We start from the raw sequence: 24,831 nt of genomic DNA, 5'->3' as shown, positions 1-24,831 counted from the left end.
TACAAACAACTCCGGGCGAAGGCCCGGCGCCCCGCCCAGCCCTCCTATCGGGCCGAGATCGGACCGCCCAACATCGCAGCTACGGCGCGATGCCACAGTCGTTTGTGCGCCGCCTCATTTGCCCTTCTCGCGCGGGATCGCTACATCCGCCCAAACCTCCCACGTCAAGACGAACCCGAAGGGCGAAACCGCACCTCATGGCGCAGCAATATATTTTCCAGATGCAGGGTCTGACCAAGACCTTCCCTGGCGGCCGCAAGATTTTCGAAAACATCTGGCTCAGCTTCTACAACGACGCCAAGATCGGCGTCGTCGGCGTCAACGGCTCGGGTAAGTCCACCCTGCTGAAGATCATGGCTGGCCTGGACACCGAGTTCACGGGTGAAGCCCGCGCCGCCGATGGCATCAAGCGCGGCTATCTGGAGCAGGAGCCCCAGCTCGATCCCAACCTGAACGTCCGCCAGAACGTCGAGTCCTGGTGCGAAGAGAAGCAGTGGGTCAACCGCTTCAACGAAGTCGCCGCCGAACTGGGCGAAAACTACACCGACGAACTGATGGAGGAGATGACCGCCCTTCAGGAGAAGATCGACGCCGGCGACGTCTGGGATATCGACAGCCGCATCGAAATGGCCATGGGCGCCCTGCGCTGCCCGGACGATGATTGGGAAGTCACCAACCTGTCGGGTGGTGAAAAGCGCCGCGTGGCTCTGGCCCGCCTGCTGCTGTCCAAGCCGGACATGCTGCTGCTCGACGAACCGACCAACCACCTGGACGCCGAATCCGTCGCCTGGCTGCAGCACCACCTGGAAAACTTCCCCGGCTGCGTCATCCTGGTGACCCACGACCGTTACTTCCTGGACCTCGTCACCAAGTGGACGCTGGAGCTGGACCGCGGCAAGGGCCACCCGCACGAGGGCAACTACTCCTCGTGGCTGGAAGCCAAGACCAAGCGCGTCGTGCAGGAACAGTCGGAATCCGAAGCTCGCCAGCGCGCCCTCACCCGCGAACTGGAATGGGTCCGTTCGGGCGCCAAGGCCCGTCAGGCCAAGTCCAAGGCCCGTCTGGCCGCCTACGAGCGGATGGTGGACGAGCAGGAATCGATGCGCGGCGCCCAGACCCACGCCCACATCCAGATCCCGCCTGGCCCGCGCCTCGGCAATGTCGTTCTGGAAGTCGAAGGTCTGCAGAAGACCTATGGCGAGAAGACCCTGTTCGACAACCTGACCTTCAAACTGCCGCCCAACGGCATCGTCGGCGTCATCGGCCCTAACGGCGCCGGCAAGTCGACCATGTTCAAGCTGATCACCGGCCAGGAACAACCCGACGGCGGCACCATCAAGGTCGGCGAAACGGTCAAGCTGGCCTATGTCGACCAGTCTCGCGACGACCTGAAGCCGGACGAAACCATCTGGCAGGCCATCTCGGGCGGCACCGACGTGATGATGGTCGGCAAGCGCGAGATCAACACCCGCGCCTATGTCGGCAGCCTTCAAGGGCGGCGACCAGCAGAAGAAGGTCGGCCAACTGTCCGGCGGTGAGCGCAACCGCGTCCACCTGGCCAAGACCCTGGCCTCGGGCGGCAACCTGATCCTGCTCGACGAACCGACCAACGACCTGGACATCGAAACCTTGCAGAACCTCGAAGAGGCTCTGGAAGAGTTCGCGGGCTGCGCCGTGGTCATCTCCCACGACCGCTGGTTCCTTGACCGTCTGGCCACCCACATCCTCGCTTTCGAAGGCGACGGTCATGTGGAATGGTTCGAGGGCAATTTCGAAGCCTACGAACAGGACAAGATGCGCCGCCTGGGTGCTGACAGCATCATCCCCAAGCGCATCCAGCACCAGAAGTTCGGTCGGTAATCGACTGATCGATAAAGAGGAGCCGCTGCATGACCCAACGCCCCGCCGTTCTTATCATGCAGCGGCATCTCGCCCCGCTCTCCGGTTTTCTGGAAAGCGCCTATGACGTCTACCGTTTCTGGGAAGGCCCGCCGATCGAGGCCGCCCACGATATCCGCGCCCTGATCGTCGCCGGCGAAGCGCCGCTGGACAAGGCGCTGATCGAACAGCTTCCGAACCTCAGCCTCATCGCCTGTTTCACCGCGGGCTATGACGGCATCGACATCGAATGGTGCCGTTCGCGCGGCCTGCCTGTCAGCCATGCGCCGGGCGTCAATCACGAAGACGTCGCCGATCACGCCCTGGGTCTGATCCTGTCCGCCCGCCGCCAGATCGTCTCCGGCGATCGTCAGGTCCGCAGCGGCGAATGGAAGGTCGAGACCCGCAACATCACCGCCTCCATCGGCGGACAGAAGCTAGGCATCGTCGGTCTGGGCCATATCGGCAAGGCCGTCGCCAAACGCGCCGAAGCCTTCCGCATGACGGTCAGTTGGTGGGGGCCGCGTCCGCATGAGGCCGAATGGCCGCGCGCCGACAGCCTGCTGGCGCTGGCCAAGGCCAGCGACATTCTGGTCGTCGCCTGCAAGGCGGATGAGAGCAATCGCGGCCTGATCTCCCGCGAAATCCTCGACGCGCTGGGCTCGGACGGCCTGCTGGTCAATGTCTCGCGCGGACAGGTGGTGGACGAAGACGCCCTGATCGCCGCGCTGAAATCCGGCGCGCTGGGTCAGGCCGCGCTGGACGTCTTCATCGATGAGCCGACCGATCCGACCCGTTGGGCCAATGTGCCGAACCTCGTCCTGACACCCCACACCGCCGGGGCCACGACCGCCGGGGTGCAGGGCATGTTGGTGCTTCTGATCCAGAACCTTCAGGCGCATTTCGCAGGAGAACCGCTGAAGACGCCCGTCGCCTGACCTCAACGCTGCGGGCGCTGGGGCCGTTCATCGGCGGTGATGACGCCGTCGCCGTTCTTGTCCAGCGTCTTGAACTCGGCCTGAACGCCCGCATCGAACTCGGCCCGCGTGATCCGGCCGTCGCCATCCGTGTCGAACCGGGTCAGCATCCGCCCGCCGCGACCATTGGCCAGTTCGGCCGCATCGACCACGCCGTCATTGTTGGCGTCCAGACGTTCGAACAACTGTCCCATACGCGCCTGAAACTGGGCCAGATTTTCACGTTCCGGCGGACGCATTCCCCCCCACTGCCCTCCGCCCTGGCCGCCACCTTGGCCCCCGCCCCATTGTCCGCCCCCCATCGGCGGCGGCTCGGGGAAATCGCTCTGGGCCAGCGCCGGGCCAGCAACAGCGGCGGCGAAGGCGGTAATCAGCAGGATACGCATGGGATCACTCCAAATGGGCTGTGAATCCTTGAACGGGCGCACGAAGTTTTCCCGTCGCATGGCTGTCAGAGAACCGATTTCACTTGCCAAATCATATAAGGATATCTTTATATGATCGCATGAGCCTGTCCGCTGATCAGACTGTCGAAGCCCTGCGCGCCGCTGGCGAGCCGACCCGCCTGCGCGTCCTCTCGCTGCTGGCGGGAGAAGAGCTTTCGGTCATGGAGATGTCGCGGATTCTGGACCAAAGCCAGCCCCGCGTCTCGCGTCATCTGAAGCTGATGACCGACGCCGGTCTGATCGAGCGTTTTCCCGATGGCGCCCGCGTTTACTACCGCCTGTCGCACGACGCTCAGGCCCGCCGCCTGATCGACACCGTGCTGGACATCCTGGCCGAAGACGCCGGTGAAGCCGATCACCGCCGCCTCGACGAAGTCCGCAAGGATCGTGAGGAAGCCGCCGTCAGCTATTTCGAACAGGTCGCGCCCCAGTGGGACCGCCTGCGCAGCCTCTATGTCAGCGAAAGCGCCGTCGAGGCCGCGCTGGAGAAGGCCGTCGGCCCCGGCCCGTTCGAGCGCGTCGTCGATCTGGGCACCGGCTCGGGCCGGATGCTGACCCTGTTCGGTAAGAAGGCGAAAATGTCGGTCGGGCTAGACCTCAGCCAGAACATGCTCAACATCGCCCGCACCAATGTCACCAAGGCAGGCGTGGAGCAGGTCGAACTGCGTCACGGCGACATCTTCGCCACCCGCCTGCCCGCCGCCAGCGCCGATCTGGTGATCGTGCATCAGGTGCTGCATTACCTGTCTGATCCCGCCGCCGCTGTCGCAGAAGCCTGCCGTCTGGTCAGCCCGGGCGGGCGTCTGGTCATCATCGACTTCGCCCCGCACGATTTCGAACACATGCGCGAGGCCCACCAGCATCGCCGCCTCGGTTTCGCTGACAGCGAGATCAACGGCTGGCTGCAGGATGGCGGCTTGTCGCCGTCCGCCCCCATCGCCCTGCCGCACGACGCCGAGGGCCTGACCGTGACCATCTGGACAGCGGAACGCCGCCTCCAGGACAGAAAGACCGCCTGATGGCCTCCTTATCTGAAGCCCGCGCCCTGCTGCTCTCCCCGCTCGGCCCCGTCGCTCGTGCGGGTTCGAACCGCAACGAGGTGCGCATCTCGTTCGAATTCTTCCCGCCCAAATCCGACGAGGCCGAGGCCAATCTGTGGAAAGCCATTCGACGGCTGGAGCCGCTGAACCCCGCCTTCGTCTCGGTCACCTATGGAGCCGGCGGCTCGACCCGCGAACGGACCCACCGCACAGTCCAGCGCATCATCGCCGAAACCTCTCTGCGCCCCGCCGCTCACCTGACCTGCGTCGACGCCAGCCGCGACGAGGTCGATGAGGTCATCGAGGGCTATAAGGCCATCGGCGTCGATCATATCGTCGCCCTGCGCGGCGATCCGCCCGGCGCATCCGGCATCGGCGGCGCCTATCAACCCCGCGCCGACGGCTACGCCAACGCCACCGAATTGACCGCCGCCATCAGCCGCGTCGGGGGCTTCGACGTCACGGTCGGCGCCTACCCCGAACGCCACCCCGAAAGCCCCTCCATCGACCACGACATCGATGTGCTGAAGGCCAAGGTGGATGCAGGCGCCACCCGCGCCGTCAGCCAGTTCTTCTTCGACATCGACGCTTTCTTACGCTTCCGCGACCGGGTGCGGGCGGCGGGCGTGACCATTCCGCTGATCCCCGGCGTCATGCCGGTATCCAACTTCAACGGCCTGAAGCGGATGTGCGGCTCATGCGGCGCATCGGTGCCGGAGTGGCTGGCAGGCCATTTCGACGGGCTGGACGACGACCCCGAGACACGCAAGCTGCTGTCCGCCTCGGTCGCCGCCGAAACCTGCGCCCGCCTGCAGGAAGAGGGCTTCAGCGATTTCCACTTCTACACCCTGAACCGCGCCGATCTGGTCTATGCCATCTGCCGGGTGCTGGGCGTGCGTGAAACCAAGGCTGTCGCCTAATGACTTCCCCCCTGACACGCCCGGAACGGATCGCCGCCCTGCACGCCGCGGCCAAGGAACGGATTCTGGTCCTCGACGGATCATGGGGCGTGATGATTCAGCGTCGCGGACTGGACGAATCCGACTTCCGCGGCGAGCGCTTCGTCACCGCCAACGGCTATGATGAAAAGCACCAGATGAAGGGGAATAACGACATCCTCTGCATCACCCGCCCCGACATCATCGCCGACCTGCACGACCAGTATTACGCAGCGGGCGCCGACATTTCCGAGACCAACACCTTCTCGGCGACCACCATCGCCCAGGACGACTATGCGCTGGATGCGCAGGCGGTCTGGGACATCAATCTGGAAGGCGCCAAACTGGCCCGCGCCGCCGCCGACCACTGGACCGAGAAGGAGCCGCACAAGCCCCGCTTCGCCGCCGGCTCCATCGGCCCACTGAACAAGATGCTGTCGATGTCGTCCGACGTGAACGACCCCGGCGCGCGTCTGGTCACCTTCGATCAGGTTTACGAGGCCTATCGCCAGCAGGTGAAGGCCCTGAACGAAGGCGGTGTGGACCTCTATCTGATCGAGACCATCACCGACACGCTGAACTGCAAGGCCTGCATCAAGGCGATCAAGGACCTGGAGGACGAGGGGCTCGATCCCCTCCCCATCTGGATTTCCGGCACCATCACCGACCGCTCGGGCCGCACCCTGTCGGGCCAGACCGCTGAGGGTTTCTGGAACAGCGTGCGCCACGCCAAACCCTTCGCCGTGGGCTTCAACTGCGCGCTGGGCGCCGATTTGATGCGCCCCTTCATCGCCGAACTGAGCCGCGTCGCCGACACGCTTGTCGCCGCCTATCCCAATGCGGGCCTGCCCAACGCCATGGGCCAGTACGACGAACAGCCCCACGAAACCGCCCACTTCATCGAGGAATGGGCCGCCTCCGGCCTGGTCAACATCGTCGGCGGCTGCTGCGGCACCACGCCGGACCATATCAGTCACGTCGCCCAGGAAGTCGCCCCGCTGAAGCCGCGCGCCATCCCGGAACGCCCCGTGGCCCTACGCTTAAGCGGGCTTGAACCCTTCGAGTTGGCGTCGTGATGATACTCCTGTCTTTCGCCCTTCTGACAGCACCTCTGTCCCCTCCCAGTACGATTACCGTCAGCGCCTACATGAGCGCGGCATCAGCATTCCGAGGAACTTGGGATATTGGACCGTTCGACAATGACACGGCGAGCGATTGGTATTTAGAATTTTCTGAAAAGCCCAGTTGGGAAAGCGTTCGTAAAGCTTTCGCGGTAACGGCCAGGTCTAGACGAGTTGATGCCGATACGGCTTCGGTCGCAATCGCCGCAGCAGCTATCGTAGCTGCGGTTCACCAACAACGGTTCGATACACTGCCGACGGAGGGGCGCGCCACTATCAGCATTCTGGAAGCACCATCTCCTGACCTGTTACGTGCAGCAAACACTGCACTATCCCGAATTGAGCAAAATTCTGAACTAGCTGAACTCTGGAACGAAGACGATCCCGCCGCGTGGGTCACCTCCCTGAACCTGATCCGAACCGGCCTCAAGTAATGCGTCCCGTATTCATCAACGTTGGCGAACGCACCAACGTCACCGGCTCGGCCAAATTCCGCAAGCTGGTGGTCGAGGGAAACTATTCCGCCGCCCTGGACGTCGCCCGCCAGCAGGTCGAGGCGGGCGCCCAGATCATCGACATCAACATGGACGAGGGCCTGCTGGACGGCGTCGTCGCCATGCGGACCTTCCTGAACCTGATCGCGGCGGAACCCGACATCGCCCGCGTGCCGGTGATGATCGACAGCTCCAAATGGGAGGTGATCGAGGCGGGCCTGAAGTGCGTTCAGGGCAAGCCGATCGTCAACTCGATCTCGATGAAGGAAGGCGAACAGGCCTTCCGCGAGCACGCCGTCAAATGCCTGCGTTACGGCGCCGCCGTCGTGGTCATGGCCTTCGACGAAGTGGGTCAGGCCGACACCGCCGCGCGCAAGATCGAGATCTGCACCCGCGCCTACAATATCCTGGTCAACGAGGTCGGCTTCCCGCCCGAGGACATCATCTTCGACCCCAATATCTTCGCCGTGGCGACGGGGATCGAGGAGCACGACAACTACGCCGTCGACTTCATCGAGGCGGTCAAGGTCATCAAGGCCACCCTGCCCTACGCCCGCATCTCGGGCGGGGTGTCGAACGTCTCGTTTAGCTTCCGCGGCAACGAGCCGGTGCGCCGCGCGATCCACAGCGTCTTCCTGTACCACGCCATCAATGCGGGCATGGACATGGGCATCGTCAACGCGGGCGACCTGCCCGTCTATGACGACATCGACCCGGTGCTGCGCGAGGCGGTCGAGGACGTCATCCTGAACCGCCCCCAGCGGACAAACGTGTCCAACACCGAGCGGCTGGTGGACATGGCGCCCACCTATAAGGGCGAAAAGGGCGCGGCCCGTGTCGTTGATCTGAAATGGCGCGAAGGTACCGTGGGCCAGCGCATCGCCCACGCCCTGGTCAACGGCATCACCGAGTTCATCGACGCCGACACCGAAGAGGCCCGCCTCTCGGTCGAACGCCCCCTGCACGTCATCGAAGGTCCGCTGATGGACGGGATGAACGTGGTCGGCGACCTGTTCGGCTCGGGCAAGATGTTCCTGCCACAGGTGGTGAAATCCGCCCGCGTGATGAAACAGGCCGTCGCCTGGCTCGAGCCTTACATGGAGGCAGAAAAGGCCGGCAAGCCGCGTGAACAGGCGGGTCGCATCCTGATGGCCACCGTCAAGGGCGACGTCCACGACATCGGCAAGAACATCGTCGGCGTCGTGCTGCAATGTAACAACTACGAGGTCATCGACCTGGGCGTCATGGTCCCGGCCGACCGGATTCTGGACGCCGCCGTCGAGCATAAGGTCGACATCATCGGCCTGTCCGGCCTGATCACTCCGTCGCTGGACGAGATGGTCTTCGTCGGCGCCGAGATGGAGCGTCGCGGCTTCGACATCCCCCTGCTGATCGGGGGCGCCACGACCAGCCGCACCCACACGGCGGTCAAGATCGAACCGGCCTATCGTCGCGGCTCGACCACCTATGTCATCGACGCCAGCCGTGCCGTAGGCGTGGTCGCGGGCCTGCTGTCCCCGACCGAAAAGACCAGGAACGAAGCCGCCACCCGCGACGAATACATCCGCATCCGCGAGCAATACGCACGGGGGCAAGAGGTTAAGGCCCGCGCCACCCTGCCCCAGGCGCGCGAGAACCGCTTCCGCACCGAACCGTTCCAACCCATGCCGTGCGCCCCGTCCTTTATCGGCGTGAAATCGTTCGATGCCTGGGACCTGCAGGATCTGGCCGATCACATCGACTGGACGCCTTTCTTCGCCAGTTGGGAGTTGATCGGTCGCTATCCGCTGATCCTTGAGGACGAGATCGTCGGCGAGGCCGCACGTGACCTGTTCGCAGACGCTCAGGCCATGCTGAAACGCATCGTCGAAGAGAAATGGTTCACGGCGAAAGGCGTCGTCGGCTTCTGGCCCGCCCGCGCGGTCGGCGACGACATTGCTGTCTTCAGCGACGAAACCCGCTCCGAAGAAATCGCCCGCTTCCACACCCTGCGCCAGCAGATCAAAAAGTCGAACGGTAAGCCGAACCTGGCCCTCTCGGACTTCATCGCTGAAGAAGGCGACGACTACATCGGCGCCTTCGCCGTCACCGCCGGTCATGGCGAACTGGAGATCGCCAAGAAGTTCAAGGACGCAGGCGACGACTATTCGTCCATCATGGCCACGGCCCTCGCCGACCGTCTGGCCGAAGCCTTCGCCGAACGCCTGCACAAGGAAGTCCGCACCCAGTTGTGGGGCTACAAGGCGGACGAGGCCACCAGCGTCGATGATTTGATCGCCGAACAGTACCAGGGCATCCGTCCCGCCCCCGGCTATCCGGCTCAGCCCGATCATACGGAAAAGGCCACCCTGTTCCGACTGTTAAACGCGGGCGAAAACGCAGGCATGGCCCTGACTGAAAGCTTCGCCATGACGCCCCCCGCATCAGTCTCGGGCCTCTACTTCGGCCACCCCGGCAGCCACTATTTCGGCGTCGGCAAGATCGACCGCGATCAGGTCGAGGACTACGCCCGCCGCAAGGACATGACGGTCGCCGAGGTCGAACGCTGGCTGGCGCCCATCCTCAACTACGACCCCTACGCCGCACCCCGCGAAACGGCGGCCTGAGCGCGAGCCCAGACCGCCGTTGCGTAACTACAGGTCGGATCAGTTGGCCGCAGGCTCTTCCAGACCCACGTCCGCAGGCGTCGCGGGCGGGGTGGTGATGTTATTCCGGATGCGGCGTGCCGCGTGTTCGCAACGCCCCGGCAGACCGTAGAACAGGCCGAACGACTGGCTGCGCGCCGCCTCGTCCTGACTGGCCAGCAACGGCGCCCACTGCGCCTTGGCCGCTGCCGCCGCCTGCTGCGCCGCCGCCTTGACCGCCGCCGTCTGACGCGGTTCAGCCGCCGCCAGCGCGCCACGGAAGTCCTGAGCCTCCAGACGACCCAGCCGCACCAGTTCCGTATCCTCAGGCGAGCGGTTGGTCAGCGTATCGCCCAAATCTGCGTGGCCGGTGACCAGCGCATCGCACCAGGCCACCAGCGGATAATCCTGCGTCGGCGCTCCGCGCGGCAAGGTGTTGGAATAGGCGATCGCCTCCCGCATCTTCAGCGCATCCGCGCTTTCGTTCGAACGGTTGGTGACGATCGGACCATCCTGATCCTGCGAAACAGCAGACCCCGCCGCCAACAGCGACAGCACAGCGATACCGGGAACCAGAACTTTCAGCATGATCTTCCTTAAATTGCGCCGCAATCAGAGCGGCGAGCATCAACGCTCCCCCGCCGGAATGGTTTTAATACGGCGACGCTAACACGAAAAAGGCGGCGGAGCGTTGCTCCGCCGCCTCAGTCTATAGGTCTTGAACCAGCCTTAGAACTTGGCGGTCAGACCGACGTAGTAACGACGACCGAGCACATCGTAAGTCGACGGATCGGTGTTCGCCTGAACGCCCGGAGAGTAGACGTTAGGCTGCTCGTCGGTCAGGTTGTTCACACCTGCACGCAGCGACACCGTGTCGTTCACGGACCACGAAGCATTCAGGTCGAAGTAGTCGATCGACGGCAGGATGATGTTGGTATTGATCACATTGATCTCACCCACCCGACGCCAGCGAGCGCCGACCGAATACGGACCGTTTGCCCAGGTCACCGAGCTCAGAGCCTTCCATTCAGGGAAGGTCTTGCCGAAGGCGCTGGCGATCGTGCCGGTGCGGTCGGTGAACTTGCCGCCCGCGACGACGTTGTCTTCATAGTTCTCCAGCCAGCTGATGACCGTGTTGAACTTCAGACGTCCCCAGTTGTGCGAGGTGACATCGCTCAGGTTGACAATCCAGTCGGCTTGCAGGTCCACACCCGAGGTTTTGATCGCGCCTAGGTTCGCCTGGTTTTCGATGGCGCCGACAATGCCGCCCGAGAGCGGATCACGACGGAACAACTGGCAGTAGCTGTTACCGATGTCGAATGTCGGATTTTCGCCGGTAGCGTTGAAACAGCCACGCAAAGCATCAGTGGCTGCGATATTGCCGATCGCATCGGTGATTTCGATCGAATAATAGTCGATCGAAGCCGACAGCCCCGACAGCCAGGGCGAAGCAAAGCGCGACTGATAGACGAAACCGCCAGACCAGCTGTCCGAAGTTTCTTCCTTCAGATTCGGGTTGCCGCCAGTACGGCTTTCAACCTGGTTGTTTGCGTACTGGAAATTAGCGATTGCGCTTTGTGCAATGCCCTGCGCCAAGCAGAGCGCCTCAACCTTGGCCGCATTGGCGCCCTTGCGATAACTGCTGCGGATGTCGCAAGGATCGCCTTCGGTGCCCGTTGCGCTGGGAGCACCGATTTGCGGGAACTGCGTCGCCGAAGTCGCGAACAGTTCGCCAATCGAAGGCGCACGGACCGAGCGGCTGTAACCGCCACGCGCACGGAGGCCACCGCCGATCGCCCAGTCCAGCTCGGCACGATAAGCCTGAGTGCCGCCAGCCGTGTTGTAATCGGCGTAACGATAACCCACGTTCAGATCCAGTTGCTCGACGAACGGCAGGTTCGTCAGCAGGGGAACCAACGCTTCGATGAAGAGCTCCTTGGAGTTGGTGGCCCCCTTCAGCGACGGCGTTGGGTTGAATCCGGCGATTTCAGAGCCGCCGACATTGCCGCCATCGGGCTGCCCATTAGCACCGAGGTGAGGAACGAGCGCATTTTGTTGCGCCAATGATGCGTCAGCGCCAAAGGAGTAGTTGTCCTGACGATATTGCGCACCAACGGCTACACGCGCTTCACCCGCCGGCAAGTCGAACGCCTTACCCTGCAGTGTCGCTTCAATGACGCGTTGCTCAGTGATCTTCTGGTTACGCGCCGAACGACCTATATAGTTGATGCATTCAGCCGAAAGCGGGTTATCACCAAACGGGTTGAAGCCGCCAGCACAGAGGCTCTTGCCGCCATCTGGTGCATCGAGCAGGCGCTGAACCGACGAACGAGACACGTTGCCGGTTTGCGACGTGATCTGTGAAACGCGACCATAAGACGCGTAAACGTCATACGTCCATGAACTGTTAGGAACCTGACCGCGAAGACCGGTCGTCAGTTGGTAGATATTGTAATCTTCGGTCGCGTGACGGCCACCCAACGAAGTAAAGCGCTTGTTCAACAGGAAGGAGGCATCGCCAGGGGCAGGTGCACCAGGTGTGACCTCATAGTTCGCACGGTTCCCGCGGTAGGCGGCCAGCTGAGCGGAGGTAAGTCCTTGCGGTGGCGTAATCAGGCGATAAAGATCGACGGTCCGTGCCGGCGCGCTCGGGAAGGTGCCATCCGCATTGGGGCGCGGATCCGAGTACATGCGTGAAGACAAGAGTCCACGGAGATCAGCTGGAATAAACGGGTTAGTCGAAGGCACACGGAAGCCAGTTCCCGATGCTGCGGGGCTGGCCGCAAGTTCACTGTCCGCCGTATACTGAGTGAACAACGCATTCGCGTAAACTTCAGCATTATCGTTCACCTTGTATCGACCAGCACCATAGACGCTGTAACGCTCTAGCGGAAGCTGAAGATAGTTCAGAGGCCCGGTGTTGAAGGTGTAATCAGATCCAGGAGCCGTATACTCTATACCAGCTCCAGGCGGGTTCTTCACATTGTTCTTACCAACGTACGAGAACAGGGTCCCGTCGTTGTTAAAACCGAATTGACCAGTGTTAGAGACTGAATTGCTGCCAAAATAGGCGTGGATTGCAGACGCTAAGGGCAGGTTGTTAGAGTCAAATACAGTCGATCCTACCGGAGACGCTCCGGACGCACCCGAAATCGCGGAGAAGTCGCGAGCAGCGTTATAGATCACCGAACGCGTCGAACGAGCCAGCGACAGCACCAGGTTGCCCCTGTCATTGTCGAAGTTGCCTCCGACCGTCACCGAGAAGCTCTCGGTCTTGCCGTCGCTACGATCCGTTTCGCCATATTGCGCGTCGAACTGAACACCCTGGAAATTCTCATCCAGAATGAAGTTGGCCACGCCAGCCAGGGCGTCAGAACCGTAAGCCGCCGATGCGCCGCCGGAAATGATTTCGACGTTCTTGATCAGGGCCGTCGGGATCAGGTTGACGTCAACCGCGCCAGAAGAGTTGGACGGAACAACACGACGGCCGTTCATCAGAACCAGCGTGCGGTTGGTGCCCAGGTTACGCAGGTTGATGTTAGCCTGACCACCGTTAGAAGGGTTGTTGGACGTCGAGGAAATCGACGGCGTGAACTGCGGTAGATCATTGATCAGAGTGTCGATCGTGACCGAACCGGTCGCCTGGAAATTCTCAGCCGAGACCGTGACGATCGGGCTGGTTGAACGATAGTCCTGACGCGCGATGCGCGAACCGGTCACGACGATATCACCCACCTCGGTGGATTGATCAGCCGTTTGCGCAAATGACGGCGACGCCGCCATCGCCATAGCCGCACCACCAATGATGGATGTCGCCAGCAGAGCGCGGCGATAGTTGGATTTGATCAATTTATGTTCTCCCCCGATGGCAGGCCTACCGTCATTTGACGGCCTTCCCCCACGGTATGCCATTCCTGATCCAGCGATCAGGTCATGACAAAACGATACGAAGTGAAATGACTAGTCTAGTGGCCCGACCCATTTCCGACACAATCAGAGCCAGCATGTCTCAAATAGGCCACAACGCCGTCACACCCTCGACACAGACAATATCTCCAGACCACAACAACCGATAACAACCGACAACAATTCTCTTCGCAAAGCGCCAAGACCCAACAAGGAATTTCATGCTCAAGTTGAAACCAGAACAGGCCAAGATCGCTCTGCATATTGCCGCAATTGTAGCAATATTTTCGCCGCAATCCGCGCACGCTCAGACACCCCCCACTCAATCTGGAGCAGATCTTCTAAACGCCGTCACTCGATGCCGAAGTCTGTCCGAAGATGCAGAACGGTTACGTTGTTTTGATGCTGCGACATTATCGCTCAGTCAGGCTGGCGACGTCACCATTGTCAGCCGAGCGGAGGTGCAACAGAATCAACGTCGTCTGTTTGGCTTCAACGCCTCCATTCTCAACCCGTTCGACGGCGACGGGCGATCTGAGGACATTCAGTCAATATCTGCGACGACCGCCAGCATCCGCAACATTGGACGCGGCGAACTGATCATCACCCTTGATGACGGCACGGCCTGGCGCAAGATCGACGCATCGACACCGACCTTCTCATTGCGGCGCCAATATCCGGCCACTGTGCGGCGAGCCGCACTTGGCAGCTACATGATGAAAGTCGCTGACAACCCGCCATTTCGGGTGCGTCGCGAATAGATCACGAATCATCGAATGATCATGAAAAAGGCGGCAGGGCACGCCCTGCCGCCTGACTTCATAAGTCCCTGAAATCAGTATTTCAGACGAGCGCCGACAAAGAAGTACCGTCCGACCACGTCAAACGTATTCGGGTCAGTGTTGCCATCATTGGCATTATCGAACACGGGTGGCTTCTTATCCGCCAGATTGCGAATGCCGCCGAAGATTTCGACATTATCGTTGAAGCTGTATCGAGCGCTGACGTCATGATACCAGAAGGACTTGGTGCCTTCGTATCCGCCATCTTCAAAATCAGGAATATTGCCCTGATTGTCCATGGCGTCGATGTAGGTACCCGAGTAGTTCACACGAACCGGACCCAGGTTGTAACCCAATGACAGGTTCGCCTTGTACTTGGGCAGGCTAGCGCTGATGTTATAGGCGCCAGCTGTGCCGCTATACTCGATGCCATCCAGCTCGTAGCTGTCGAGGTAGGTAAGGTTCACCGCAACATCCAGGCGCTCGCCCCAGAAGCCGCCACCCCACGGCACATTCCAGCCGTAACGCGTGGAGAAGTCGATGCCGCTGGTCTTCAACTCAGACACATTGCCCAAAGGCGCACGCGCCTTAAGGTTGCCCGCCGCATCACGATAGATCAGCGCACCGACAGCCGGGTCCTTACAGGCTGCAGAGTTCAGGTCCGCAGCCGCGAAACAGTTTGCAACGATGCCCGAAACGCCGCCTGCAATCGTGCCGATGTAACCATCCACACTGATATCGTAGTAATCCAGCGACATGCTGAGGCCTGGCACGAAGCTTGGCTGCCAGACGGCCCCCAGAGTCACCGTATCGGACTCTTCTTCCTTCAGGTTCGGATTGCCGTAGAAGAAGGATTCGGTTTGCGAGTTCAGAGCTACGAACCCACTGGTCACCGGGTCTGCCCCCAGTTGAACCGTGCAGAACGCCCGGACAGATGCGCTGAGCGTACGCGCGGCGCCAGTGCTGGGGTTACGCGTCGAGCAGGGGTCAAGAACCGCCGGGAAGCCCTGGTCGTTCGCCTGGAACAGTTCGAACACGTTCGGCGCCCGAACCGCCCGCTGATACAGACCACGCAAACGTAGGCTTTGAACAGGCTCCCAGGAACCACCCGCCTTGTAGGCATACAACTTGCCGACCGTATCATAGTCCGACATCCGCACGCCGAGTTCCAATTCAAGCGACTTCACGAAAGGAACGTCCTTGACCAGCGGCACCGCGGCTTCGGCGTATAGCTCCTTCGAAGTCGTACGGCCGGAAACCGCACGCTCGGCGTTGAAGCCAAAGATATCGCCTGATGCCTTGGCGGCATCCGGCGTGAAGCTAAGCGAGTCCTCACGATATTCAGCACCGAAGGCGACCGCTAGAGGACCTGCAGGCAGCTCAAACGCAGTGCCGGTGATATTGAGCGTAAAGTTTTGACGCTCAAAAATGCTGGTGTCTGCGAAGTTCAGACGGACAAAATTGGCCGCCTGGGGCGTGATCGTACCGGCGCCGAAAAGATTGATCGGCACGCAACCGGGGAAGATCTGCAGGACAGAAGGCGCGCAGGTCGTCGCCGTACCGCCAGCAGCAACCGCTGCCGCCAGGCGAGAACGCGACACGTCATTCTGAATGGAAGTCCGAACCTCACTACGACCATAGCCGTAGACACCTTCGACCTTCCAATCACCCGCCAGATCGGCACGCAGACCGGTGTTGAACTGCAGCACGTTCGTATCATGCGTTTCAACGCGAGCGCCAACCTCAGCCATACGGCGATCAAAGTTTAGTGCCCCCGCCGGATTTGGACGGGTATTCGCATAGGCCAGCAGAGCCGGGCTGTTTTGGACGAAATAGTTGCCGACAGGGATCGCAATACCCGTCGCCGGCGTCGGAGCCAGCTGAATATTGTTCTGCGTCTTCGTGTAGAACAACTCCGCGAATGCGGTCAGATTATCCGTAATATCATAATGCGCCAGCAGGGCCGAGTTGTAACGCTTCGAAGGCGACTGCAGCAGGTTCACGGGGGCGAAGTCATAACGATCACTGCTGGGGCCCAGGCTCGGATCATTATTGAACACACCTGGCACGCCCGGCGTACGGAATGAGCGACGGCATGCACTGGCTGACGGACAACCAGCCGCCGTGTATGGGTTCGTCACGATATTGTTGAGACCGCCATAGATGCCCGTGCCGGACCCACCATTGTTCGCCACCTGCGCCCAAGAACGATCGCCATTGGGCAGGAAGCCGTCGCGGTCCGCGTAGCCCACGAAACCGGTCACATTACCGCGTCCGTCCGCAACATTGGCGCCGAAGGTGGCGGACAGATCGAACTGCTCCCCATCACCATAGCCAGAGATGCCGTACTGGCTGTTGATCGCCAGACCTTCGAAATTCTGCTTGAAGATGAAGTTGACGACGCCTGCCAGTGCGTCCGAACCATAGGTCGCCGATGCGCCGCCCGTAACGACCTCGACACGGTCAATCAACGATGCGGGAATGCTGTTCAGGTCAACCGCGTTACTCTTGTCGAACGGCACGAACCGGCGGCCATTCACCAGAACGAGGGTGCGGCTCGGGCCAAGCCCCCGCAGATCCACCGTCGCTGAACCATTGGCCGGGTTGTTAGAGTTAGCAGAGAAGCCTGGAACAACTTGCGGCAACTGGTTCAATATCTGTTCGACGTTGACGTCGCCGCGCGCCTGAATTTGTTCAGCAGTAACAGTCGCTACAGGGCTGTTCGCAACATAGTCCTGACGAACAATCCGTGAGCCGGTAACAACAATCTCGCCCACATCGGACGCTCCAGATTGAGATTGCGCATAAGACGATCCTGCCGAAAGAGCAAAAACTGCACTACTTATAACCGTGGTCGCCAGCAATCCATGACGGAATTTAATACGGCTCAAGACCATGCCTCCTATTATCGGAGCCAAACAGGATAGTTCAGCCTTCCGAATACACACCGATTCCCAGACCATCTGGAGGGTTACAAGCAGAGCATACCAACCACCTGCCTAAGTCCAGCGCGAACGCCAGTTTGCGGCACAAATGGTTCGCACCTGTCACAACTGCGACACACTGTCACAGCTTAACTATATGACAATGCACGACACTAGAATCGCCCTGCGGGCGGCAGACCTCAAAAATCGATAGACCGCGCCACGGAAACTCGGGCTGCATAAGGCTCTGGGTCCGGCGTGCAGGAGGCGGTGATCAGTTGCGCCGCCATGAGACACAGGATGGCGGCTGCGATAGGTTGGAGCCGGTTTGAGACAGCAAAGGCGATCGAACGGGCCAAATGAGCACTCCGGAACAGGTTACTGAGACCTTAACGCAAGGCCTGAGCCACAAGTCGGATGCACGCCTGTGATCCCCCATGTGCGCCAGTTCGACTTTGCCTATGGACGGCGCGATCAGGTTTCGCCGTTGATCCAGCGGGTGATTGCGGACAATCCGGGGCCGTTCACCTTCACAGGCACAGGGACCTATATTGTAGGCAGACCCGATACTGACTCAACGGTGGCGGTGATTGATCCGGGGCCGTTGGACAATGCCCATCTGGCGGCCCTGCTGACGGCGGTCGAGGGCCGCAGCGTCAGCCATGTTCTGGTGACCCACACCCATCGGGATCACGCGCCGCTGGCGCTTCCCTTCGCCGCCGCGACTGGGGCGACGATTCTGGCGGCCCGGCCGCCCGCACGCGACACCTATGCATCAGGCGCTCTGGACGAGGATGATGACGCCGACTTCGCACCTGATGTCATCCTGAGCGGCGGCGAGATCATCCCAGGCGACGGCTGGACGATTGAGGCGCTGTTCACGCCCGGCCACGCGTCGAACCACATGGCCTTCGCCCTGCATGAGGAGAACGCCCTGTTCAGCGGTGATCATGTCATGGGCTGGTCAACCACCGTGGTCGCACCGCCGGATGGGAACATGCGCGACTATCTGAACAGTCTGGACGCCGTGATTGCGCGCGAGTTTACAACCCTCTGGCCGACGCATGGGCCGCCGATCACAGAGGTCCGCCCTTTTCTGGAGGCCTATCGCGCACATCGCCTGGATCGCGAAGCTCAGGTTCTGGCGCGATTGAGGGCGGGCGACCGCACCATCGCCGACATGGTGCCCACGCTCTATGCCGCGGTGGATCAGCGACTATGGCCCGCCGCCTCATTGTCGGTGCTGGCGCATCTGATCAAGCTGGTTGAGGACGGGGCAGTCGCTGCGTCCACGACACCGTCGCTCTCAGCCGAGTTCCGCCTGATCTAGCGAAGCTCGACCTCCAGAGCCTCGACGATCTTGGCTGTCAGGCGGCAGGTGGCGCCGCCGTCCGGGCGGCCATCGCGCGCCGCCACACGTATGTCAGTACGCCCCGGGCGAATGCGGATGACGGCGTCATAGGCAAAGCCGAACCAGGCCCCCTCATGCACGCCCTCGACCTGGAAGGTGGTGGCGCGCGTCACGGGGAAGCCCGCATCGACCAGGGCCGAGCTGGCCTGCTGGGCCAGAACCTGACTGGGGATCGACCGCGCCGCTGGACAAGAAGCGGGGTCGGTGAAGGTCGAATGGCGGTGCAGATCGGCCAGTTGTGCAAAGGCGGGCGGTTCATCCACATTGGTCGAGACATCGCGCGGCGTGTCCCTGGACAACTGTTCCTGCTGCCACAGGAAGCCGCCGACCGTCGCGCCCGACAGGATCAGGGCGATGGCGGCGTAAACGCCCCTGCCCCTTATGTCCCGCAGCGCCAGCACCACCGCGACCAAGGCCCCGGCCAGGCTGATCCAGGCCAGCCCCCGCGCCACCGTCCAGGTCAGCAGATCATAGCTGACCGACAGGTCCAGACCGCCGAACCGCGTCGCCGCGATCGCCGCCACGATCAGAACGCCCGGCGCAGCTGAAAGAGCAGCCAGCCAGGGCAGGACGGCGGGAACGGGTTTTCTGGACGGCATCTGGACCTATGGGGTCAGGCGGAGGGCTCGGTTTCCGGCAGACGGTAGTCCTTCATCCGCTCGCGCAGAAGCTTCTTGTCGATCTTGCCCGTGGCGCCCAGCGGAATTTCATCCACCGCCACCACGTCGTCAGGCATCCACCATTTGGCGATCTTGCCCTGCAGGAAGTCGAGATGCTCCTGCTTGTCCAGCGTCTCGCCCTCTTTCAGCTTGAGCAGCAGGACCGGGCGTTCGTCCCACTTCTTGTGGGCGGCGCCGATGACGGCGGCCAGTTCGACCTTGGGATGGCCGACGGCGATGTTCTCGATCTCGATGGAGCTGATCCATTCGCCGCCCGACTTGATCACGTCCTTGGACCGGTCGGTGATCTGCATGAAGCCCAGTTCGTCAACCGTAGCCACATCGCCGGTGTCGAAGAAGCCGTCATGGTCCAGAATGGAATCGTCCTGACGGAAATAGGCGCGCGCCACGGTCGGCCCCTTGACCAGCAGGTGCCCATAGGTGCGCCCGTCATGCGGCAGGATCTGGCCGGCGTCGTTCTTCAGCTCCAGTTCGACACCCAGCGGCGGCGTACCCTGTTTGACGCGGTACTTGATCTGCTCGTCATAGGGCATGCTCGCCGTCTCCGGCGTCATGTTGGACAGTGTGCCGATAGGCGAGGTCTCGGTCATGCCCCAGCCCTGCAGAACCTCGATGCCGAACTCGTCGTTGAAGGCGCGGATCAGGCTTTCCGGCACGGCGGCGCCGCCGATCAGCACGCGGTTAACGGTCGAGAGTTTCAGCTTGTGCTCGCGCATATGGGCCAGCAGCCCCTGCCAGACAGTCGGCACGGCGGCGGAGAAGGTGACCTTTTCCGTCTCAAGCAGTTCGTAGATGGAGGCGCCGTCCATCTTCGGCCCCGGCATGACCAGTTTGGCGCCCGACGCCGGGCCGACAAAGGCGATGCCCCATGCGTTGGCGTGGAACATCGGCACGACCGGCAGGATCACCTCGGTCGTCTTGGCCCCGACCACCGTCGACTGCATGGCCATGAAGGTGTGCAGGAAGTTGGAGCGGTGCGAATACAGCACTCCCTTGGGATTACCCGTCGTGCCCGAGGTGTAGCAGAGGCCGCAGGCTGTGCTTTCCTCGAAATCACCCCAGACGACATCCGCCGACTGCCCCGCCAGCACCCGCTCATAGGCCTCGGCCTTGGGCAGCTTGGTCTGGGGCATATGATCGTCGTCGGTCATGACGATGATGCGCTCGACCTTGGGAATATGCGGCAGGATGGCTTCCAGCAGCGGCACGAACGTCAGGTCGACGAAGATGATGCGGTCTTCGGCGTGATTGATGATGTAGACCAACTGCTCGGGGAACAGGCGCGGGTTCAGGGTGTGGCACACCGCACCGATGCCCATAACGCCGTACCAAGTCTCGATATGACGGTCGTTGTTCCAGGCCAGGGTGGCGACGCGGTCGCCCGGCTTGATGCCCCAGTCCTTCAGGGCGTTGGAGACGCGCTTGGCGCGGTCGTGAATCTGGCCATAGGTCGTGCGGGTGATCGGCCCTTCGACCGAACGGGTCACCACCTCGCGGTCGCCATGCCAATTCTTGGCGTGGTCAATGATCTTGTCGACCGTCAGCGGCCAGTCCTGCATCAAGCCCAGCATCGTATCGTTCCTGTCCCTTGGATGCGCCTGCTCTACATGCGGCGCTTGGCAAGACGCTATATTCGTTATCAATGTTAAGCAACGTGACCAAAGGTAAGCTTCGGCGCGGCGGATCGTCTCCAGTGGCGCAAAACGGCGACGCGCTCTAGAAGCCGCGCATGGCTATACTGATCGCGATTACGGGGGGCTCCGGCTCCGGCAAGTCCACCCTGGCTGAGGCCCTGGTCTCGGCCCTGCCGCAGGGGACTGCGGTTCTGGTGCGCGAGGACTCCTATTACCGCGACGCCGCCTCGGTGCCGGATTTCGACGCCGACACCTTCGACTTCGACGACGTGACCGCCCGCGACCACGAACTGATGATCGCAGACCTGAAGACGCTGAAGGACGGCCACGAGGTCACCGCCCCTGTCTATTCCTTCATCCACCACGGGCGCGAACCTGAAGGCGAACTGATCCCTGCCGCAGAAGTGGTGGTGGTCGAGGGCATCCACCTGCTGTGTACGCCCGAACTGACCCAGTTGTTCGACATCCGCGTCTTTGTCGACACCCCTGCCGACATCCGCTTCATCCGCCGTCTGCTGCGCGATCAGGCCGAGCGCGGACGCTCCGCCGATTCCATCGTGTCGCAGTATCTGGCGACCGTGCGCCCCGGCCATGAGCGTCTGACCGAGCCGTCACGCGTCCATGCCGACTTCATCGTCGCCGATGCGACGGCGGCTGTGCGTCTGGAAGACCCGCAGGCCGTGGTGCGTCTGGCCGCGCCGGTGCTGGCGCATCCGTTGTTGCAGCCGTTTTTGGGACGCTGAACGCGACATTCATCAGACAGATGCCTCAAGTCGTCATTCCGGGTTCCTCGCTGCGCTTGGCCCCGGAATGACGACTTTTTGCTGACTGTCGATTTGGCCTAGGGCCACAGGCGCTCCGACGCCCAACCATCCCCTGTCCGCACGAACCGCAGCCGGTCGTGCAGGCGGAACGGGCGATCGCGCCAGAACTCGACCGATTGCGGCACGACCCGCCAGCCGGTCCAGCGTTCAGGCCGCTCAACCTCAAGTCCGTCGAAACGCGCCGTCTCACGCGCCACTGCGGACTCCAGCGTTTCGCGCGCATCCAGAACCCGCGACTGGTCCGAGGCCCAGGCCCCGATGCGGCTTTCGCGGGCGCGGCTGGCGAAATAGGCGTCCGCCTCTTCCACCGTCACCGGCTCGACCACGCCCCGCACCCGCACCTGACGGCGCAGCGACTTCCAGTGGAAGGTCAGCGCCGCGACCGGGCGGGCGGCAAGCTCCAGCCCCTTGGCGCTCTCGCGGTTGGAATAGAAGGTGAAGCCCCGCTGATCCACGTCCTTCAGCAGTACAATCCGCGCGTCCGGCAATCCGTCCGCATCCACGGTCGACAGGGTCATGGCGTTGGAATCATTGACCTCATGCGCGCCTGCGTCGGCCAGCCAGTCGATGAACAGGCCGATCGGCTCGGATCGGGCGAAAATGCTCTCGTCGCCATTGGCGGCCAGGGCTGCGGCATAGTCGCGGGCATATTCCTCACGCGACGGGCTGGGCGGGATCACAGGAGCAGTCATGCCGCCTGATTACGCCCCGCAAGCGCCGCTGCAAATGATCGAGATCAAGTCACATCCCGCAAAAAACGAATCACAGTTAACCCGCTCTTGACCATGAAGAGCGAACGGTAGGGGCATGAGCGCCATCCGTTCCCGTTCCGATGCTGTTTCCGTCCGCGAGGCCCTGTCGATCCTGGGCCTGCACGGCGCCGTGGACGCCGCCTCCCTGAGCACCGCTTTTCGCGCCGCCGTGAAGTCGGCTCGACCGGACCAACCGGGCGGCGACGATGAGCGTTTCCGGCGTGTGATCGCCGCCTATCGCCTGATCCAGGCCAGCGGCGGCGCCCTGCCCGCTCTTGAAGCGCCAAAGGAAAAGCCTGCGCCCGCTCCTGTTCTGGTCATCACGCCGATGCAGGCGGTCAATGGCGCGCAGATCGACCTGCGGCTGGGCGCGCGCACCATGCGGGTGAAGGCCCCGGCCGGATTGCGCACCGGCGAACACCTGCGTCTGCGCGGCGGCGGTGAGGATGGGGCGGACCTGTATCTGCCCGTGCTGATCCGGCCTGCAGGCGGCCTGTCGGTGCTGGGCGACGACCTGTTCATGACCGCATCCACCAGCCCCCGCACCTTGAGCGAAGGCGGGCGCGTCGAGATCGAGACCCATATGGGCGTCCGGTCCGCCTGGATCATGCCCGATGCGCCGGAACCCGTGCGCCTGCGTCTGCGCGGCCTCGGCCTGCCCGCACGCGGCGGCAGGTCGGCGGGGCATCTGTTCGTCACCCTGACGCCATGTGAAGACGCACCTTCGGCGGCGGAAGACCTGCTGCAGCGCTTCAACCGCGTCTGGACGCCGCAAAGACTGGCCGCCTGAGGCGCAGTTCAGCACGTTTCACACCTGTCGAAGCGCCATCAGCGGTTCCGTCTGAAACGATCATGCTCTAAGTCGGCGTCATGTCGCACAATACCTTCGGCCATCTGTTTCGCGTGACCACCTGGGGCGAGAGCCACGGCCCGGCCATCGGCTGCGTCGTTGACGGCTGCCCGCCGCTGATCCCCCTGACGGAAGCCGATCTTCAGCCCTGGCTGGACCAGCGCAAGCCCGGCGGCTCGCGCTTCGTGACACAGCGTCAAGAAAGCGACACGGCCCGCATCCTGTCCGGCGTGTTCGACGACGGCGACGGCCCGGTGACCACCGGCACGCCCATCTCGATCATGATCCAGAACGAGGACCAGCGATCCAAGGACTATGGCGAGATCGCCCGCGCCTATCGCCCCGGTCACGCCGACTATGCCTATCAGACCAAATACGGCGTGCGCGACTATCGCGGCGGCGGGCGTTCCTCTGCGCGTGAGACGGCCAGCCGCGTGGCGGCCGGTGCGGTGGCGCGCAAGCTGCTGGGCGACAGCATCAAGATTCGCGCAGGCGTGGTCCAGATCGGCCCGCATCGTATCGAGGCCGACCAGATCGACTTCGACGCCGTTCATAATAATCCGCTGTTCGCCGCTTCCGCCGACGTCGTGCCGACATGGGAGGATTATCTGGACCGCATCCGCAAGGCCGGGTCGTCCATCGGCGCCGTCGTCGCGCTTGAGGTCACGGGCGTTCCCGCAGGCTGGGGCGCGCCCCTGTACGGCAAGCTGGATTCGGAGTTGGCCGCCGCCCTGATGTCCATCAACGCAGCCAAGGGCGTCGAGATCGGCGCGGGCTTCGGCGCCGCCGAACTGTCGGGCGAAGCAAACGCCGACGAAATGCGTCTGGACCTGAACAAACAGCCGGTCTTCCTGTCCAACAAGGCGGGCGGCGTTCTGGGCGGCATTTCGACGGGCCAGCCGGTCGCGGCGCGGGTGGCGTTCAAGCCGACCTCCTCCATCCTGACCACGCGCCAGACCATCACCCGCGACGGCGAGGAAACCGATCTGCGCACCAAGGGCCGTCACGACCCCTGCGTCGCCCTGCGCGCCGTTCCTGTGGTCGAGGCCATGGCTGCATGCGTACTGGCCGACGCCTTCCTGAGGCACCGCGCCCAAGTCGGATGAGCCTGATCCGCCCCATCGCCGATGGCGACGAAGCCGCCGTCATCGCCCTGTGGTCCGCCTGCGGCCTGACGCGCCCATGGAACGATCCGGCGCAGGACCTGAAGCTGGCGCGCCATACAGCGACCTCCACGGTTCTGGTGGCGACCCAAGATGGCCGGATCATCGGCTCAGTCATGACCGGGTTCGAAGGCCACCGGGGTTGGGCCTATTATCTGGCGGTCGATCCGGCGCATCGCGGCGCCGGTCTGGGTCGCCTGCTGATGGATGCGGCAGAAGACTGGCTGAAGGCGCAGGGCGCGCCGAAACTTCAGCTGATGGTGCGCGCCGACAATAAGGCGGCTCTGGGCTTTTACGAGCGGCTGGGCCTGGAGCGACAGGACGTCGTCGTGCTGGGCCGCAGGCTGGACGGGCGATAGGCTTCCGGCGCCGCGCGACTTTCCACAG

At 62.5% G+C, this 24,831-nt stretch carries 19 protein-coding genes and 1 pseudogene; 13 read left to right on the top strand and 7 right to left on the bottom strand.

Annotated features, from left to right (window positions below; all coding sequences use genetic code 11):
* Positions 1 to 197 precede the first annotated feature (197 nt).
* Both ettA and QZ281_RS05790 read left to right on the top strand, forming a co-directional pair.
* Positions 198 to 1,860: pseudogene (gene ettA / locus QZ281_RS05795) on the top strand (energy-dependent translational throttle protein EttA).
* A gap of 29 nt (positions 1,861 to 1,889) precedes the next feature.
* A complete protein-coding gene (locus QZ281_RS05790) occupies positions 1,890 to 2,816 on the top strand; it encodes a 2-hydroxyacid dehydrogenase (RefSeq protein ID WP_292225788.1) in 927 nt (308 codons plus the stop codon).
* A 2-nt stretch (positions 2,817 to 2,818) separates the two neighbouring features.
* Here QZ281_RS05790 and QZ281_RS05785 read toward each other — a convergent pair whose 3' ends face one another.
* On the bottom strand, positions 2,819 to 3,241 hold the full coding sequence (locus tag QZ281_RS05785) for an EF-hand domain-containing protein (protein WP_292225785.1): 423 nt from the start codon (positions 3,239 to 3,241) through the stop codon (positions 2,819 to 2,821).
* 119 nt (positions 3,242 to 3,360) lie between these two features.
* On the opposite strand from QZ281_RS05785, the gene QZ281_RS05780 reads away from it, so the two are divergent.
* The 5 genes from QZ281_RS05780 to metH are packed head-to-tail and all read left to right on the top strand — an operon-like array spanning position 3,361 to position 9,500.
* Positions 3,361 to 4,320 (top strand): metalloregulator ArsR/SmtB family transcription factor, encoded by a 960-nt coding sequence (locus QZ281_RS05780; RefSeq protein WP_292225782.1) that lies wholly within the window; start codon positions 3,361 to 3,363, stop codon positions 4,318 to 4,320.
* The gene (gene metF, locus QZ281_RS05775) at positions 4,320 to 5,261 is read left to right on the top strand and encodes a methylenetetrahydrofolate reductase [NAD(P)H] (RefSeq protein ID WP_292225779.1); all 942 of its coding nucleotides are present in this window, start codon (positions 4,320 to 4,322) and stop codon (positions 5,259 to 5,261) included. The genes QZ281_RS05780 and metF overlap by 1 nt, the downstream gene beginning before the upstream one ends.
* Positions 5,261 to 6,355, top strand: coding sequence for a homocysteine S-methyltransferase family protein (locus QZ281_RS05770; protein WP_292225777.1), 1,095 nt, complete (start codon positions 5,261 to 5,263; stop codon positions 6,353 to 6,355). Before metF ends, QZ281_RS05770 begins: the two co-directional genes overlap by 1 nt.
* Entirely contained in the window at positions 6,355 to 6,834 is a 480-nt protein-coding gene (locus tag QZ281_RS05765; protein ID WP_292225799.1) for a DUF4259 domain-containing protein, read from the top strand. Before QZ281_RS05770 ends, QZ281_RS05765 begins: the two co-directional genes overlap by 1 nt.
* Positions 6,834 to 9,500: a methionine synthase gene (metH, locus tag QZ281_RS05760; protein ID WP_292225773.1), complete on the top strand. Its 2,667-nt coding sequence runs from the start codon at positions 6,834 to 6,836 to the stop codon at positions 9,498 to 9,500. Before QZ281_RS05765 ends, metH begins: the two co-directional genes overlap by 1 nt.
* Before the next feature lie 39 nt (positions 9,501 to 9,539).
* Here metH and QZ281_RS05755 read toward each other — a convergent pair whose 3' ends face one another.
* Together QZ281_RS05755 and QZ281_RS05750 are read right to left on the bottom strand one after the other, a co-directional pair.
* On the bottom strand, positions 9,540 to 10,106 hold the full coding sequence (locus tag QZ281_RS05755; RefSeq protein WP_292225771.1) for a hypothetical protein: 567 nt from the start codon (positions 10,104 to 10,106) through the stop codon (positions 9,540 to 9,542).
* 141 nt (positions 10,107 to 10,247) lie between these two features.
* Positions 10,248 to 13,367, bottom strand: coding sequence for a TonB-dependent receptor (locus tag QZ281_RS05750; RefSeq protein WP_292225768.1), 3,120 nt, complete (start codon positions 13,365 to 13,367; stop codon positions 10,248 to 10,250).
* Between the two features lie 278 nt (positions 13,368 to 13,645).
* Here QZ281_RS05750 and QZ281_RS05745 point away from each other — a divergent pair, with 278 nt between their 5' ends.
* Positions 13,646 to 14,185 (top strand): hypothetical protein, encoded by a 540-nt coding sequence (locus tag QZ281_RS05745; RefSeq protein ID WP_292225766.1) that lies wholly within the window; start codon positions 13,646 to 13,648, stop codon positions 14,183 to 14,185.
* A gap of 74 nt (positions 14,186 to 14,259) precedes the next feature.
* Here QZ281_RS05745 and QZ281_RS05740 read toward each other — a convergent pair whose 3' ends face one another.
* A complete protein-coding gene (locus QZ281_RS05740) occupies positions 14,260 to 17,097 on the bottom strand; it encodes a TonB-dependent receptor (protein WP_292225764.1) in 2,838 nt (945 codons plus the stop codon).
* 460 nt (positions 17,098 to 17,557) lie between these two features.
* On the opposite strand from QZ281_RS05740, the gene QZ281_RS05730 reads away from it, so the two are divergent.
* Positions 17,558 to 18,460 (top strand): MBL fold metallo-hydrolase, encoded by a 903-nt coding sequence (locus QZ281_RS05730; RefSeq protein ID WP_292225759.1) that lies wholly within the window; start codon positions 17,558 to 17,560, stop codon positions 18,458 to 18,460.
* Here QZ281_RS05730 and QZ281_RS05725 read toward each other — a convergent pair.
* Together QZ281_RS05725 and QZ281_RS05720 are read right to left on the bottom strand one after the other, a co-directional pair.
* A complete protein-coding gene (locus QZ281_RS05725; RefSeq protein ID WP_292225757.1) occupies positions 18,457 to 19,140 on the bottom strand; it encodes a DUF1499 domain-containing protein in 684 nt (227 codons plus the stop codon). The genes QZ281_RS05730 and QZ281_RS05725 overlap by 4 nt on opposite strands.
* 14 nt (positions 19,141 to 19,154) lie before the next feature.
* Positions 19,155 to 20,792, bottom strand: coding sequence for a long-chain-fatty-acid--CoA ligase (locus QZ281_RS05720; protein WP_292225756.1), 1,638 nt, complete (start codon positions 20,790 to 20,792; stop codon positions 19,155 to 19,157).
* Between the two features lie 158 nt (positions 20,793 to 20,950).
* On the opposite strand from QZ281_RS05720, the gene udk reads away from it, so the two are divergent.
* Positions 20,951 to 21,598 (top strand): uridine kinase, encoded by a 648-nt coding sequence (gene udk, locus QZ281_RS05715; protein WP_292225755.1) that lies wholly within the window; start codon positions 20,951 to 20,953, stop codon positions 21,596 to 21,598.
* Between the two features lie 98 nt (positions 21,599 to 21,696).
* Here the strand turns inward: udk and pdxH are convergent, their stop codons facing one another.
* On the bottom strand, positions 21,697 to 22,371 hold the full coding sequence (pdxH, locus tag QZ281_RS05710) for a pyridoxamine 5'-phosphate oxidase (protein WP_292225753.1): 675 nt from the start codon (positions 22,369 to 22,371) through the stop codon (positions 21,697 to 21,699).
* A gap of 115 nt (positions 22,372 to 22,486) precedes the next feature.
* Between pdxH and QZ281_RS05705 the strand changes: the two genes are divergently transcribed.
* The 3 genes from QZ281_RS05705 to QZ281_RS05695 all read left to right on the top strand — a co-directional run bounded on the left by QZ281_RS05705 (position 22,487) and on the right by QZ281_RS05695 (position 24,803).
* Positions 22,487 to 23,221 (top strand): DnaJ C-terminal domain-containing protein, encoded by a 735-nt coding sequence (locus QZ281_RS05705; protein WP_292225750.1) that lies wholly within the window; start codon positions 22,487 to 22,489, stop codon positions 23,219 to 23,221.
* Between the two features lie 80 nt (positions 23,222 to 23,301).
* Positions 23,302 to 24,387, top strand: a complete 1,086-nt coding sequence (gene aroC / locus QZ281_RS05700) for a chorismate synthase (protein ID WP_292225747.1) — start codon at positions 23,302 to 23,304, stop codon at positions 24,385 to 24,387.
* Entirely contained in the window at positions 24,384 to 24,803 is a 420-nt protein-coding gene (locus QZ281_RS05695) for a GNAT family acetyltransferase (RefSeq protein WP_292225745.1), read from the top strand. Before aroC ends, QZ281_RS05695 begins: the two co-directional genes overlap by 4 nt.
* Positions 24,804 to 24,831 lie beyond the last annotated feature (28 nt).

It is taken from the genome of Brevundimonas sp. (assembly GCF_018608325.1).
Taxonomy (GTDB): domain Bacteria; phylum Pseudomonadota; class Alphaproteobacteria; order Caulobacterales; family Caulobacteraceae; genus Brevundimonas.
Note: the sequence above shows the minus strand (reverse complement) of the source record. Positions and strands in the feature narration are given on the sequence as shown.